General features: G+C 51.7%; 17 protein-coding genes. 2 read left to right on the plus strand and 15 right to left on the minus strand.

Annotated features, from left to right (window positions below):
* Positions 1-122 precede the first annotated feature (122 nt).
* Complete coding sequence (gene argS / locus ACLJXE_RS16165; protein ID WP_410751387.1) at positions 123-1,856, minus strand: arginine--tRNA ligase; 1,734 nt, start codon at positions 1,854-1,856, stop codon at positions 123-125.
* A gap of 238 nt (positions 1,857-2,094) precedes the next feature.
* Here argS and ACLJXE_RS16170 point away from each other — a divergent pair, with 238 nt between their 5' ends.
* Together ACLJXE_RS16170 and cutC are read left to right on the plus strand one after the other, a co-directional pair.
* Positions 2,095-2,661 (plus strand): VOC family protein, encoded by a 567-nt coding sequence (locus ACLJXE_RS16170; RefSeq protein ID WP_410751388.1) that lies wholly within the window; start codon positions 2,095-2,097, stop codon positions 2,659-2,661.
* Between the two features lie 3 nt (positions 2,662-2,664).
* On the plus strand, positions 2,665-3,411 hold the full coding sequence (gene cutC / locus ACLJXE_RS16175) for a copper homeostasis protein CutC (RefSeq protein WP_410751389.1): 747 nt from the start codon (positions 2,665-2,667) through the stop codon (positions 3,409-3,411).
* 231 nt (positions 3,412-3,642) lie between these two features.
* Here cutC and cmoB read toward each other — a convergent pair whose 3' ends face one another.
* The 14 genes from cmoB to ACLJXE_RS16245 all read right to left on the minus strand — a co-directional run bounded on the left by cmoB (position 3,643) and on the right by ACLJXE_RS16245 (position 12,072).
* Entirely contained in the window at positions 3,643-4,611 is a 969-nt protein-coding gene (gene cmoB, locus ACLJXE_RS16180) for a tRNA 5-methoxyuridine(34)/uridine 5-oxyacetic acid(34) synthase CmoB (protein WP_286629283.1), read from the minus strand.
* On the minus strand, positions 4,608-5,351 hold the full coding sequence (cmoA, locus tag ACLJXE_RS16185) for a carboxy-S-adenosyl-L-methionine synthase CmoA (RefSeq protein ID WP_271441785.1): 744 nt from the start codon (positions 5,349-5,351) through the stop codon (positions 4,608-4,610). Before cmoA ends, cmoB begins: the two co-directional genes overlap by 4 nt.
* A gap of 40 nt (positions 5,352-5,391) precedes the next feature.
* On the minus strand, positions 5,392-5,787 hold the full coding sequence (locus ACLJXE_RS16190) for an MAPEG family protein (protein WP_003034689.1): 396 nt from the start codon (positions 5,785-5,787) through the stop codon (positions 5,392-5,394).
* Between the two features lie 52 nt (positions 5,788-5,839).
* Positions 5,840-6,613 carry a DUF72 domain-containing protein gene (locus ACLJXE_RS16195; RefSeq protein ID WP_410751469.1) on the minus strand — a complete coding sequence of 258 codons (774 nt, stop codon included), beginning with the start codon at positions 6,611-6,613 and terminating at the stop codon, positions 5,840-5,842.
* Positions 6,592-7,905 carry a tyrosine-type recombinase/integrase gene (locus ACLJXE_RS16200; protein ID WP_104651430.1) on the minus strand — a complete coding sequence of 438 codons (1,314 nt, stop codon included), beginning with the start codon at positions 7,903-7,905 and terminating at the stop codon, positions 6,592-6,594. The genes ACLJXE_RS16195 and ACLJXE_RS16200 overlap by 22 nt, the downstream gene beginning before the upstream one ends.
* A 58-nt stretch (positions 7,906-7,963) precedes the next feature.
* On the minus strand, positions 7,964-8,200 hold the full coding sequence (locus ACLJXE_RS16205) for an excisionase family protein (protein WP_065944758.1): 237 nt from the start codon (positions 8,198-8,200) through the stop codon (positions 7,964-7,966).
* 37 nt (positions 8,201-8,237) lie between these two features.
* The gene (locus tag ACLJXE_RS16210) at positions 8,238-8,810 is read right to left on the minus strand and encodes a 3'-5' exonuclease (protein WP_410751390.1); all 573 of its coding nucleotides are present in this window, start codon (positions 8,808-8,810) and stop codon (positions 8,238-8,240) included.
* Position 8,811: 1 nt separating this feature from the next.
* Positions 8,812-9,354, minus strand: coding sequence for a hypothetical protein (locus ACLJXE_RS16215; RefSeq protein WP_286470624.1), 543 nt, complete (start codon positions 9,352-9,354; stop codon positions 8,812-8,814).
* Positions 9,351-9,737, minus strand: a complete 387-nt coding sequence (locus ACLJXE_RS16220; protein ID WP_286470625.1) for a hypothetical protein — start codon at positions 9,735-9,737, stop codon at positions 9,351-9,353. The genes ACLJXE_RS16215 and ACLJXE_RS16220 overlap by 4 nt, the downstream gene beginning before the upstream one ends.
* Positions 9,734-9,988: a hypothetical protein gene (locus ACLJXE_RS16225; protein ID WP_286470626.1), complete on the minus strand. Its 255-nt coding sequence runs from the start codon at positions 9,986-9,988 to the stop codon at positions 9,734-9,736. Before ACLJXE_RS16225 ends, ACLJXE_RS16220 begins: the two co-directional genes overlap by 4 nt.
* Positions 9,985-10,161 carry a hypothetical protein gene (locus ACLJXE_RS16230; protein WP_001253787.1) on the minus strand — a complete coding sequence of 59 codons (177 nt, stop codon included), beginning with the start codon at positions 10,159-10,161 and terminating at the stop codon, positions 9,985-9,987. The genes ACLJXE_RS16225 and ACLJXE_RS16230 overlap by 4 nt, the downstream gene beginning before the upstream one ends.
* Positions 10,149-10,688: a hypothetical protein gene (locus ACLJXE_RS16235; RefSeq protein ID WP_046669975.1), complete on the minus strand. Its 540-nt coding sequence runs from the start codon at positions 10,686-10,688 to the stop codon at positions 10,149-10,151. Before ACLJXE_RS16235 ends, ACLJXE_RS16230 begins: the two co-directional genes overlap by 13 nt.
* Positions 10,689-10,816: 128 nt before the next feature.
* Positions 10,817-11,644, minus strand: coding sequence for a YfdQ family protein (locus ACLJXE_RS16240; protein WP_106902745.1), 828 nt, complete (start codon positions 11,642-11,644; stop codon positions 10,817-10,819).
* Between the two features lie 56 nt (positions 11,645-11,700).
* A complete protein-coding gene (locus tag ACLJXE_RS16245) occupies positions 11,701-12,072 on the minus strand; it encodes a hypothetical protein (protein ID WP_001515608.1) in 372 nt (123 codons plus the stop codon).
* Positions 12,073-12,712 lie beyond the last annotated feature (640 nt).

The raw sequence follows: 12,712 nt of genomic DNA on the forward strand, positions 1-12,712 counted from the left end.
AAATGTTCCATCCCTCTACGGAAATGTGTCATTCCTTGTGAATTGTTTCAGACCAGCATGTCCGGAAATAAAAAAGGCCTGAATCCGGATGACGAACTCAGGCCTGATATTTTTTAATATGCTTACATGCGTTCTACGGTTTCGATACCCAGCGTATCCAGACCCAGTTTCAGCGTTTTCGCCGTCAGTTGCGCCAGTTTCAGACGACTGTTACGAATCTCTTCATTTTCAGCGCTGAGGATTGGGCAGTGTTCGTAGAAGCCAGAGAACAGGCCGGCAACGTCGTACAGATAAGCGCACATCACGTGCGGCGTACCTTCACGTGCCACAACGGTCAGCGTCTCTTCGAACTGCAGCAGGCGGGCGGCCAGCTGAGCTTCACGATCTTCACTGATAATAACCTGTGCGCTGGCAAGCGCGCTTTCGTCGATATCCGCTTTACGGAACACGGACAGTACGCGGGTGTAGGCATATTGCATGTACGGCGCGGTATTGCCTTCGAACGCCAGCATGTTGTCCCAGTCGAAGATATAGTCGGTGGTACGGTTTTTCGACAGATCCGCATATTTCACCGCACCGATACCGACGGCATTCGCCAGTTTTTCCAGCTCATCAGCGGGCATATCCGGGTTCTTCTCGGCCACCAGACGACGCGCGCGCTCCAGCGCCTCATCCAGCAGGTCGGCCAGTTTTACGGTACCGCCAGCGCGAGTTTTGAACGGCTTACCGTCTTTACCCAGCATCATGCCGAACATATGGTGTTCCAGCGGTACGGAGTCTGGTACATAACCGGCTTTGCGCACGATAGTCCATGCCTGCATTAAATGCTGATGCTGACGGGAGTCGATGTAATAGAGGACGCGGTCGGCGTGCAGCGTTTCGTAACGATACTTCGCGCAGGCGATATCGGTCGTGGTGTAGAGATAGCCGCCATCTTTTTTCTGAATAATGACGCCCATCGGTTCGCCTTCCTTGTTCTTATACTCATCAAGGAATACGACGGTAGCGCCTTCGCTCTCAACAGCCAGACCTTTGGCTTTCAGATCAGCAACAATGCCTGGTAGCATCGGGTTGTACAGGCTTTCGCCCATCACGTCGTCACGGGTCAGGGTGACGTTCAGACGGTCATAGGTTAACTGGTTCTGCGACATGGTGATGTCGACGAGCTTGCGCCACATCTCGCGGAAGTATTCATCCCCGCCCTGCAGTTTCACGACATAGCTACGGGCACGCTCGGCGAAGGCTTCATCTTCGTCGTAGTGTTTCTTCGCATCGCGGTAGAAACCTTCCAGGTCTGCCAGCGCCATTTCGCCTGCATTTTCCTGCTGCTGTTTTTCCAGCCATGCGATCAACATACCGAACTGGGTGCCCCAGTCGCCGACGTGGTTTGCGCGGATCACGTTATGGCCGAGAAACTCCAGCGTACGTACCGCAGCGTCACCGATGATGGTGGAACGCAGGTGGCCAACGTGCATCTCTTTCGCCACGTTAGGCGCGGAGTAGTCAACAACAACCGTTTGTTTAGCCGGTTGAGTGACGCCCAGACGATCGGAGGTCAGCGCCTGCTGAACATGCTGCGCGAGGAATGCCGGATCGAGAAAAATGTTGATAAAGCCAGGGCCTGCAATTTCAACTTTGCTGGCAATCCCGCTGAGATCCAGATGAGTCAGCACCTGCTCTGCCAGTTGTCGCGGCGCCATACCCAGTTTTTTAGCAACTGCCATCATGCCGTTGGCCTGATAGTCGCCGAACTGTACTTTTGCTGACTGACGAACCTGCGGTTCGCAATCTGCAGGTGCGCCTGCAGCAATCATGGCCTGACTAACTTTTTCTGAGAGAAGAGCCTGAATATTCACCGGAATACCTTACATTTATGAAGCGGGATAAAATTCACCGCATCAGTTTAAGAATTTAGGGCGGGAGTATACTGCAAATGCCCGTTGCCGTCAGCATTACGAGTACCGCCAGCTGCCTGAAATATAAACAATGTCATTACGTATAATTATTCATGCGACATGTGAAAAAATCAGCAGTTGGATGGGGCTGCGCAACAGAGTAAATTAGCGGCTTTGAATATGGATATGAGCATTCAATATGGCTAACTGGCAGGCAGTTGAAGAACTGCATGATATTTCCGCAGATTTACCGCATTTCACTCAGGCGTTAACGTCGCTTTCCACCCGTCTTGGCCTGGATGTCTCATCGCTTGAAGCCGATCACATTTCTCTGCGTTGTCATCAAAATACCACCGCAGAACGCTGGCGTCGGGGATTTGAACAGTGTGGTGCGCTGTTATCGGAAAATATCATTAATGGCAGACCGATTTGCCTGTTCAAACTGGATGAGCCGGTTTGTGTCGCGCACTGGCAGTTTACGGTGATTGAGTTGCCATGGCCGGGTGAAAAACGTTACCCGCATGAGGGGTGGGAGCATATCGAAATCGTTCTGCCTGGTGCGCCAGAAACACTGAACACGCGTGCGCTGGCGCTGCTTTCTGATGAAGGATTGAGTCAGCCGGGGATTTTCGTGAAGACCAGCTCGCCAAAAGGAGAGCGTGAGCGTTTACCGAATCCGACACTGGCGGTCAGTGATGGCAGCGTCACCATCAAATTTCATCCGTGGTCAATTGAAGCGATTGTAGCAAGCGAGCAACAGGAGTGAGTGATGGCATTACTGGAAATCTGCTGTTACAGCATGGAGTGCGCACGCACCGCGCAACTTCAGGGTGCCGATCGTATTGAACTGTGCTCGGCGCCTAAAGAAGGGGGGTTAACGCCGTCGCTGGGGGTGTTGCGCTCTGTACGCCAGCATGTCTCTATTCCTGTTCATCCCATTATCCGCCCGCGCGGGGGCGATTTTTGTTACACCGACGGTGAATTTTCCGCGATGCTTGATGATATCGCGATGGTCAGAGATTTAGGTTTTTCAGGGCTGGTGACCGGCATTCTTGATGTGGACGGGAATGTCGATATGCCACGTATGGAAAAAATAATGGTTGCTGCGGGCCCGCTAAATGTCACGTTTCATCGGGCCTTCGATATGTGCGCCAACCCATTAAATGCGCTGAATAAATTGTCCGATTTGGGCGTCGCCAGAGTGCTGACTTCCGGGCAAAAATCAGATGCAGTGCAAGGTTTAACAAAAATAATGGAACTTATTGCGCAGGTGGATGCTCCAATCATTATGGCCGGAGCGGGGGTTCGCGCCGCGAATTTATCCCTGTTCCTCGACGCTGGAGTGCAGGAAGTCCACAGTTCTGCCGGAGTATGGCTGGCTTCACCCATGCGGTATCGCAATTCGGGGTTGTCGATGTCTTCGGATACGCAGGCGGATGAATATTCCCGCTATGCGGTAGACGGGGCGGCGGTTGCTGAAATGAAGGCAATCATTGCGCACCACCAGGCCAGCTGATTTTTACCGTTGCATCATGTCGCCCAATATGATGCTTGCTCGTACCAGGCCCCTGCAATTTCAACAGGGGCCTTTTTTTCTCCTTCTCCTGCATATTTCGGCCTGCAACTGTGTTGGCTTTTCTCGCTCACCCCGGTCACGCAGTTATCTACGCTCCCGGGGATTTGCTGCGTCGCCGCCTTGTTGCAAACCGAACTATTTTGGAGAAAATGTGCCATCCGGCAAAAATGACTAGGGTTTACGCGCAATCAAAACCGCACGCAGTGGGGCGGGGTAGCCTTCAACCGTTTTACTGCTGTCATTCGGGTCGAGGAAGTCGGCCAGTGATTCGGTAATCATCCACTCAGTGCGACGCTGCTCTTCTGTGGTGGTGACACAGACATCAGCGATACGGACATCCACAAATCCACATTTTTCCAGCCAGTTTTTAAGCGCCAGCGCGGAAGGAATAAAGTAGACGTTACGCATTTGCGCGTAGCGGTCGCCTGGTACCAGAACGGTATTTTCATCACCTTCGACCACCAGCGTTTCCAGCACCAGCTCTCCGTCTTTTACCAGTTGGTCTTTCAACTGCCAGAGATGTTCCAGTGGCGAACGGCGGTGATAGAGCACGCCCATAGAGAATACGGTATCAAACGCGTTCAGCGCCGGAAGCTGTTCGATACCCAGCGGCAGCAGGTGAGCCCGCTGATCGTTACCCAGCAATTTACGTACCGCTTCAAACTGACACAGGAACAACTGCGTAGGATCGATACCGACGGCCAGATGAGCACCCGCGCCAATCATGCGCCACATGTGATAGCCACTACCACAGCCCACGTCGAGAATGGTACGCCCGGTCAGATCGGATAAATGCGGCAGAACGCGATCCCACTTCCAGTCGGAACGCCATTCGGTATCAATATTGACGCCGTACAGCGAATATGGACCTTTGCGCCACGGCATGAGATGACGCATCAGCGTATCAATCCGTTTGATCTGCCCTTCGCTGAGCGGCTCTTCGCTTTCGGCAGTCACACTATGCAGTAAATCAAGACGATGTGGCGTCAGTTCCGGCAGAAACTCCACGGCATTCGACCATTGCTTAAACAAGCCATGTTGATCGCGTTGCCAGGCGGCGATTTGTGCCGGGAGCGTTTCCAGCCAATGGGAAAGATGGTTTTTGGCAATCAGCTGATAAAAGTTACCAAAGTCTGTCATGCAGGAACCTCAGATTTCAACGCTACCAGTGACCCAAAGTTGAAGCACTGGAACCACAATTCGCTGTGCTCAAAACCTGCCTGATGCAGACGTGCTTTATGCGTTTCAACAGAGTCAGTTAGCATCACGTTTTCCAGCATGCTGCGCTTCTGGCTGATTTCCAGTTCGCTGTAGCCATTGGCGCGTTTGAAGTCGTGGTGCATGTTGAACAGCAGTTCGCCAACTTTCGCATCTTCGAAGCTGAACTTCTCTGACAGCACCAGCGCACCGCCGGGGTTCAACCCCTGATAAATCTTATCCAACAATGCCTGGCGCTCAGGTGGTTCAAGGAATTGCAGGGTAAAATTCAGCACCACCATCGAGGCGTTTTCGATAGTGATGTTGCGAATATCGCCTTCGACCACGTCAACAGGCGTAGGGGCTTTATAGGCATCGATATGACGACGACAGCGTTCAACCATGGCCGGCGAGTTATCAACAGCGATAATTTTGCAATTCTCATGATGGATATTGCGACGTACTGAGAGCGTCGCGGCACCCAGAGAGCAGCCCAGATCGTAGACCTGCGTGTTGGGTTGTACGAAACGTTCGGCCAGCATTCCAATCATGGAGATGATATTGGAATAGCCGGGAACGGAACGCTGGATCATATCAGGGAAGACTTCAGCTACCCGTTCATCAAAGGTCCAGTCACCCAGACTGGCGATAGGCGCAGAAAAAAGCGTGTCGCGGTGAGACATAACGTAAAAATCCGGGAAAAATAAAGTGGCGTATTGTGCGCTAATGCAGGGAGAAAACCAACTCCCAGGGCATATACCAAAGATTCGCCAGCACCATTAGTAACAGCGAACACCAGGTGGCGCTCATGCCGGAACGACGCCAGCGGAAAAGACGGTGATGGAATCCGTAATAATGCATCAGTCGCCCGGCTATCAGCATCAGCCCGCAAAGATGCACCATCCACGTTTCTGCGCCGTTCATTTCCATAAATAACAGCAGCACCAGTGCGACAGGAATATATTCCACCGCGTTACCGTGAATGCGAATTGCACTTTGTAGTTCGCTAAAACCGCCGTCGCCATAGGCTACGCGGTATTGCATGCGCAGGCGAACGACGTCAAAGGAGAACTTAATCAACAACAACGCACCCAGGACGGCATAAAGCGCGCTTACCATACAAACTCCCTTTTAAAATGGCTGCTGGCACTGTCTATGATAGGTGGCATTTTCAGAAAAGAGAAGATTGCTGTGGAATCGAGGGTGCTGATCCGATCTCTGGCAGGGCATTGCGTAAATCCGCCCATAGCGTGTCTACCAGCTCAGGAGCCTGTGCGATATCCGGCGTGTGCAAAAACAGATATGGCGTGGTGGTCTGCTGCCAGAGTGACAACTTTGCCAGCCAGGCGGCAAAGAACTGCCTATTCTGTGTCATGTTATCACTACCGATAAAACGGACCATCGGGTGGTTTGCCGTGACGACCGCATGGACCGGGACCTTTGGTTTCTTACGTTGAGCATCGCGTATCGCTTCCGTGTGTGGGATCGCGGCATGGACCGGACGACTGTCTAAAATGACCCGATTAACCCCGCGTTCATGCAGACCCCGATTGAGCTGAATCTCTGATTCACCTTTCGCAAAGAAATCCGGATGACGAACCTCGACACCGTAGGTAAACGTTTTAGGGAGGGCATCGAGGAATTGCCACAGAGCAGAGAGGTCACGTGGGCCGAACGTGGCAGGTAGCTGCAACCAATATTGTCCGATGCGGGCATCCAGTGGGGACATGCGCGTAAAGAATGCCTGCACCAAATCATCGCAATTCCGCAGTGCGGCCTGATGCGAGATGGTGGCCGGGAATTTGAAACAGAAGCGAAAATCGTCGCTGGTTTGTGCAAACCAGCGGTCAACAATCTCGGCTTTCGGCAAGGCGTACAGCGTGGTATTACCCTCCACACAGTTAACATGACGGGCGTTAGGGGTTAACTTACTGATTTTAATAATCCTCCCGCACTGTTCTCGTGGCTATGGGGCATCAATGGGGCAAAATCTGCCAGCTTCTGATTCAGCATTCCGATCTGCTCTGCGCTGCTGTCAGCCATCCATGCCCCATACACATTGAACACCATCTGGGCGCTCGCATGCCCCATCTGACTGGCAATAAAACTCGGGTTTGCACCAGCAGATAATGACCAGCACGCATAGGTATGTCGTGACTGGTACGCCTTTCTGTGTCTGATTCCTGCGCGCTTTAGTGCCGCTTCCCATGAGTCGCCTACAGAATCGACCCGGTAGATAAATCCGACCTGCTTACTGCGTCTTACCACATGCGGGTTAAAGACGAATGTACACTCATGGTTCACCACACGGCCATACTCACGTAACTGAACTTCAATGTGATGTTGCCTGCCCAGCCTTGTCATTTCAGCCTGATTTTTCAGGATACTGATTGCGGGCTGGATAAGATGCACCACTCGATCTGTGCTTGCCTCGGTTTTCGGTAGAGTGAACTCACCAAGTTTCGTATAATTACGCCTGACGGTAATTGTTCCCGCCTTCAGGTCGATATCTTCCCAGGCCAGGGAGACCAGTTCCCCGTGACGCATTCCTGTGTACACTGCTAATGACCACAGGTTTTTCGTCTGCTGATGCCGGCATGCATCTATCAGGCGAATAAATTCATCACGAGAAAGAGGATCTGGTTCTGCCCTGGCTTTTTTCAGAGGCTTAATTCCCTCGAATGGGTTCACCTCTAAGTAACCGTGATCCGCAGCAAACTGAAACATTCCGGCCATTGTCGTCATGTAATAGTTCACAGTAACAACGCTTCGCCCTTTTGCCGGGGATTTGTTCTTCGTCGGATTCTGGTAACCAGTTAGCAAATCTTTCCTGAGATACAGCAATTCCTCTTTGGTTACTGCTGACGCCAGGCGATTACCTCCGATCCTCGGCACCATATTCCTTGCGACAGACTCATAGCGATTGAATGCGTTCGCGCAGATTTCCATCCGTTTCAGATCCAGCCATTTTTCTTCAAGTTCTTTCACTGTAATGTCTTTTTTACTTACACCAAAAGCCTTGAGGTTAGGGGAGTCAGGAAACTGGGTTGCATAATCAAATGTTCCTGTGCGGATGGCAAAACATACTGATGTCCGCAGTTCCCCGGCTATCTTCCTGTTCTTAGCGGTGTCAGGGACACCGAGACTTTCCCTGACACGCTTACCTTTAAAATTAAACCAGATGCGTAAAGTGCCACCGTGGTTTTCGACGCCTGTTGGATATGTGACTTTATCCATTGGTGTTACCTCCAGACGCCCAAGAGCGATACGAGCTTACCTTTTTCATGGCATCAAATCACCCTGGCTGCTTGCTTTTCATTGAAGCGACCCAGGCATCTACAGCCTTTCTGTTATACATGCACTCACTGGAAGGTTTAGGATTCCCGTCAGGCGATACGTGGATATACTCCCTCCCAACCATCCAGCATTCTTTTCTGGCTCGGAGGATGGTACCGGGTTTGAGCCCGGTAACCGCGATAAGAACGCTTTCACAGACCCACTCGTTGGGGGCTAACTGGAGAATATTGCTCATGGTTATTTATCCATTACCCTGGCTGCACCCAGGGGAATTACAGATCGCTGCTGGTGGCCGGAATCAACTTATTCCAGATCGCGGACACGTATTTTGCCTGATGTCGCGCATCGGCCAGTGCGTTATGTGCAACCCCATCGAATGGCATATCTCGCTTTGGATCGAAACCCACAACTCTGCCTAATGTGACGATGGTTCTGACGTCGTGATCGTTCCAAAATTGCCACGGACAAACCTGGCCGGCGCGCTCATATGCGCCGCGCAATATAACGTTGTCGAAAGTAGCTCCATTGCCCCAAACTTTTAAATATTTTGGGTTATCAGAATGCCGATTAATGAAATGGCTCAGTTCAGATAGGGCAGACGATATCGGCATCGCATCATCAACACAGATTGCTGATCGCGCTTCTGAGCTTTGTCTTAACCACCATAGAATAGTGTCACCATCCGGCACCGCTCCCTGCTCCATAGCGCTTTCAAGGTTAACGGCGGTGTAAAACTCCTGACCCAATTCACCTCTTTGCGGATCGAAGAATACGGCACCAATGGAGACGATAGGGGCATTCGGCTTTTTACCCATAGACTCAAGGTCGATCATTAAATTGTTCACGTTAAATATTCTCCTGTTTTGGTGCTGCTTTAAGCATTGTGGCGCGGCAGGCGTTCCATCCCCTGACTTCAGCGATTGCAGCTACAGCGTCTATGGCATGCATTTTCGACGCTTCTGGCATCGGTTTTTCATCCGGCACTACTGGCGCTGACGGCGGGGCGGCCCAGAGCTTATTGACGCCATCCGGCAGATTATTAAAATCAAACGTTGAGCCGGGAATGCGTCCCGCCTGAATCCAGTCGTCCCCCTCAACCTCAATAAAAAATACTGGCTCTGCGCTATCAGCCTTGCGGCGTTCCTGCAGCTCTGCGGCGTCGGCTTCATTCCGGTTTTCAGCCTCGTAGAGCTGCGCCTGAACGTCCTCAATCTCACCACGGTGCGCCAAATAGGAGCGACGTAGTTCTTGTAGCTCTGCCTGCCCTGCATCAGCAGCATCAATCAGCGCTTTCCACGCATCAGACAACGGGACAGAATCAGCAGCGAGTAGAGTTGCGATACGCGAGCCAATAGTGCGCCCGCCTGTTAGTTCTGGTTTATTGGTCATTTAATCGTTCTCTCCCCCTTCACGCCAATGCCAGCGGCTGTGTAGATTGCGAACCACGGCGTAGCGTAGCCGCCAGAGCGGTTATGAGGTTGCTCGCTACCAATAGATATTTGAATCTGCCCGTCACACTGCCTTAGATAGCCGTATGGCGTCCGCGCCTCCAGTTCTGCTATGCGCTTCTCTGCGGCTTCTATCAGTTTCGCGGCATCCGCTGCCAGTTCGGTAACGTCAATGGTGGAACAGCCTTCTAATCCGTTGCGATCCTCTCCATAAACATCAAACTCCCCGCCATCAATATCACTAGCATCGTATGCAGCCAGTTCGTTCAGGAACCATAAAACGTTATCGCCGTAACGCAGCGCCTGTTTGTTGAGTGCTGTCATTGGGCTGCTCCTTTTCTGGCTCTATTCAACAACTGGTTAAACATCATGGTTAAGCTGTTACTGCACCCAAACGGCATATCGTTAACACGGTATGTTGGAATGCCCTTACGGGCACCAGACTTCACGATCCGGCCGGTGCCATAGAGTTGCGATAATGCGCCAGCGACCGCGGGTGTCTTTTTGTTCATACCTTTGGCGATTTCACCGCTGGTGGTATTCGGATGAGCCTGGAGATATTCAAATACGGTCATGGCGTTTTACCTTTACGTTCCTGTTCCAGTTGCACCAGAGACTCTTTTAATGCTGCGAACGTAGCTTCCAGTCTGGTGGCGACTTCGCGCATAAGCGGTGCATGCTTTGGTGGCAATTCAGCAACGGAGGCAAAAGCCTCCGCTACGAGTTCTTTTACCTTCATGCGGCGCATTGGCGCAGCTCCACCAGTTCGTTAAAGCGGTTCATGAACAGGCCATAGGCTTGACCAGGACGGAGAGGGATAACCTGAACGAGATCAGAACAGGGAATACCTTCGAGAATTTCCCACTTCGAACCGTCATCGATTTCCAGATCACGGCGCTCGGTAGCTAACATGGTTAGATCGGCATATTTCACGACAGCTGCTTGTTCAAGAGAGATACCGAATTTAAAGCGGATAAGACCATCAATATAAGTTTCCATGCGCTGGTAGTCAGGCAGCAAGGCTTTGAGCGGGGCTGGAATATCCTGGCAATATGCCTCCGCAGCGTCGTGCATCAGCGCTTCAAAGGCGAACTCTGGCGGCACAATCTGGCTCACAAGCACAGAGTGCTGAGCCACGCTGTAGAACTCTGGGAGATGCCCAGCGAATCGACAGATGTTGGAAAGAGCAGTCGCGATATCCTCAACATCGATATCGTCGATTGTGGCGGTCAGATAGTTAAATTTTTTACCGGATAATGTCTGAATGTAGCTCATGGTTTTCTCCATATTGGCGCGCTGCACCGCGCAGATTTTGGTTGCACGAATCCCTCGCCGGGTGGCGATAATTAATGGAATTACGCTTCAATAAATCCCCGCGGCGCCGGGGATTTAATGCAGAGCAATTAGGCTTTAAAGTTACCGATGAAAGTTTCCACTGATTCACCTTCGAACTTGCTGATCAGCAAATCGCGGAATTCGTTGGCGATCTCTTCTTCCTGGGCTTCAAGTTGGACGATGCGCAGAACAAAGCAGGGTTCATCGCTGGTCAGCAGGCTGTTACGCAAGCTAAAGCGGCGTTCGCCCAGACCTTCATACGGCACACATTTGAACTCGAACGCCACAGGCATTACGTCTTTGCTGCTTGCTTCAACGCTTTGCATCAGCGATTTTTTACCAGCGAAATCACCAGTTTCATGGTCCTGCTGTGTTGCTTGCTGAATAGTGATACGACGCACAGCCTGAGCAGCCTGGGAAATCTGCATCGTATTGCCATCAGCATCAAACGCCAGGAGGTAATCGCTCCAGTCTTCCAGCCATTCGGCGATTTGCTTTTGCTTCAGGCGTTGACCATCGATCTGCAATAGCGCGCGGAACGGGGCGGTTTTCTTCAGGGTGATTGAAGCAACGTTATCGGCGTGACCGGGATTATCCAGTGTGCCGATGTTGAACACTGAACGGGCGGTCATGTTGTCAGCGTCAATAAAGCAACGAGCTGGCTCACTGTCGCTGGCGTAACCTTTAGAATAACGTGCGAAGTCGTCAATACTGGTTGTGGTCATTGCGCCACGAAAGCGGAAACGCTCCAGAGAAAAGCGCTCGAGGCTTTCAACGCCAGTACCCTCTGGCAGTAATGCGGTCGGGCAAGCCAGGCCATGAATATCATTCAGGTGATAACCGGAAAGAACCAGGTCTTTGACCTGCTTGAAGGTACCGCTGTCTAACTGAGACATAAAAATTCCTTATTAACTGATGTTCAAAGTGGTATCAGTGAGTTTGTTGTTGCGGATCACTGAGCCGCTTTAAGCTTTCCATCCACCGCGCCAGTGATCCCAAACAGCTGGCCCTGATCTTCCTGCAGGATGGTGAGCTTCCCGCCTTTGTTGACCCACATCGGGGTTTCGGTTGTGTCCTCTTCTGAGGCTTTACCACGCGGTGTTGGGGTGCTGTAGTTCAGCTTGTGCTTGATCTTGACGCGCTTCTCTTCAACGGAATTACCCATGCGCTCAAAATCAAATGTGAGGACTACTTTGCCTTTGTTGCCGTTGTTCAGAACGCCAAGCGCGGTGGTATTAAGTGCTGCCGCGATTTTGTTCATGAACACGCCGGCATCCAGTTCGCCAAGAAAATCTGGCACTACGGTCATGCGGTCATTACTCATGGTTTTACCCTCGTTAAGGCGGCTGCCACCGCCGAACTTTCTCCATACACAACAGAGAAGGGCATCTGCATTTGTCGGCGACTGCAATCGCCATCCTCTTGCCCGGGTGGATTGGGTTATGAGCCCGTCGCCCGGTGATGCCCTTTTCTGTTGCGTAAAAAGGGCGGTAACGAGGTAGAACATTATCTTCGTCCCCCTTGTATAAGGTTGAAGACCCTGGTACCGCCAAGACTACACACAGCAATAAGGTTGTGGCGCCAGATGCTTATCTTCTGGTTGTCTCGATGGACTGCAATTCACCACAACGAAGAGAACACTGCCGGTGTCCGAATCGAACGAACCTTTTCCCTGCCCAACCCTCCCAACTGAATGGGACTGTCTGGAATCGAACCAGCACTTATGCCTTGCTCGTCAATGCTCTCATCGTTGTGTGCTGGTCTTTCCCAGCTGTCAGCGGTCTACTTCCCGCCGTCACTGCCGTCGAGCGAGCTGGCATCTCTCCGTTTAAACAGTTGAACGTCTGCCGCTGTTGTCGGTGCTGGTACCGCCACTGTCCAGGACATTTATAAGGACCGTCTCCAAGTGGTAACTCTTCCAGTCCCGGTAAGCACTCTGCGAAATACTTACCGTGACCGGCTGT

The sequence above is a fragment of the Citrobacter sp. U14242 genome (genome assembly GCF_046555775.1).
In the GTDB taxonomy this organism is placed as follows: Bacteria; Pseudomonadota; Gammaproteobacteria; order Enterobacterales; family Enterobacteriaceae; genus Citrobacter.

Excerpts from the sequence above, each read along its gene's own strand:
- ACLJXE_RS16170 (WP_410751388.1), top strand. The coding sequence starts at position 2,095 with ATGGCTAACTGGCAGGCAGTTGAAGAACTGCATGATATTTCCGCAGAT.
- cutC (WP_410751389.1), top strand. The coding sequence starts at position 2,665 with ATGGCATTACTGGAAATCTGCTGTTACAGCATGGAGTGCGCACGCACC.
- cmoB (WP_286629283.1), bottom strand. The coding sequence starts at position 4,611 with ATGACAGACTTTGGTAACTTTTATCAGCTGATTGCCAAAAACCATCTT.
- cmoA (WP_271441785.1), bottom strand. The coding sequence starts at position 5,351 with ATGTCTCACCGCGACACGCTTTTTTCTGCGCCTATCGCCAGTCTGGGT.
- ACLJXE_RS16190 (WP_003034689.1), bottom strand. The coding sequence starts at position 5,787 with ATGGTAAGCGCGCTTTATGCCGTCCTGGGTGCGTTGTTGTTGATTAAG.
- ACLJXE_RS16200 (WP_104651430.1), bottom strand. The coding sequence starts at position 7,905 with ATGGATAAAGTCACATATCCAACAGGCGTCGAAAACCACGGTGGCACT.
- ACLJXE_RS16205 (WP_065944758.1), bottom strand. The coding sequence starts at position 8,200 with ATGAGCAATATTCTCCAGTTAGCCCCCAACGAGTGGGTCTGTGAAAGC.
- ACLJXE_RS16215 (WP_286470624.1), bottom strand. The coding sequence starts at position 9,354 with ATGACCAATAAACCAGAACTAACAGGCGGGCGCACTATTGGCTCGCGT.
- ACLJXE_RS16220 (WP_286470625.1), bottom strand. The coding sequence starts at position 9,737 with ATGACAGCACTCAACAAACAGGCGCTGCGTTACGGCGATAACGTTTTA.
- ACLJXE_RS16225 (WP_286470626.1), bottom strand. The coding sequence starts at position 9,988 with ATGACCGTATTTGAATATCTCCAGGCTCATCCGAATACCACCAGCGGT.
- ACLJXE_RS16230 (WP_001253787.1), bottom strand. The coding sequence starts at position 10,161 with ATGCGCCGCATGAAGGTAAAAGAACTCGTAGCGGAGGCTTTTGCCTCC.
- ACLJXE_RS16235 (WP_046669975.1), bottom strand. The coding sequence starts at position 10,688 with ATGAGCTACATTCAGACATTATCCGGTAAAAAATTTAACTATCTGACC.
- ACLJXE_RS16240 (WP_106902745.1), bottom strand. The coding sequence starts at position 11,644 with ATGTCTCAGTTAGACAGCGGTACCTTCAAGCAGGTCAAAGACCTGGTT.
- ACLJXE_RS16245 (WP_001515608.1), bottom strand. The coding sequence starts at position 12,072 with ATGAGTAATGACCGCATGACCGTAGTGCCAGATTTTCTTGGCGAACTG.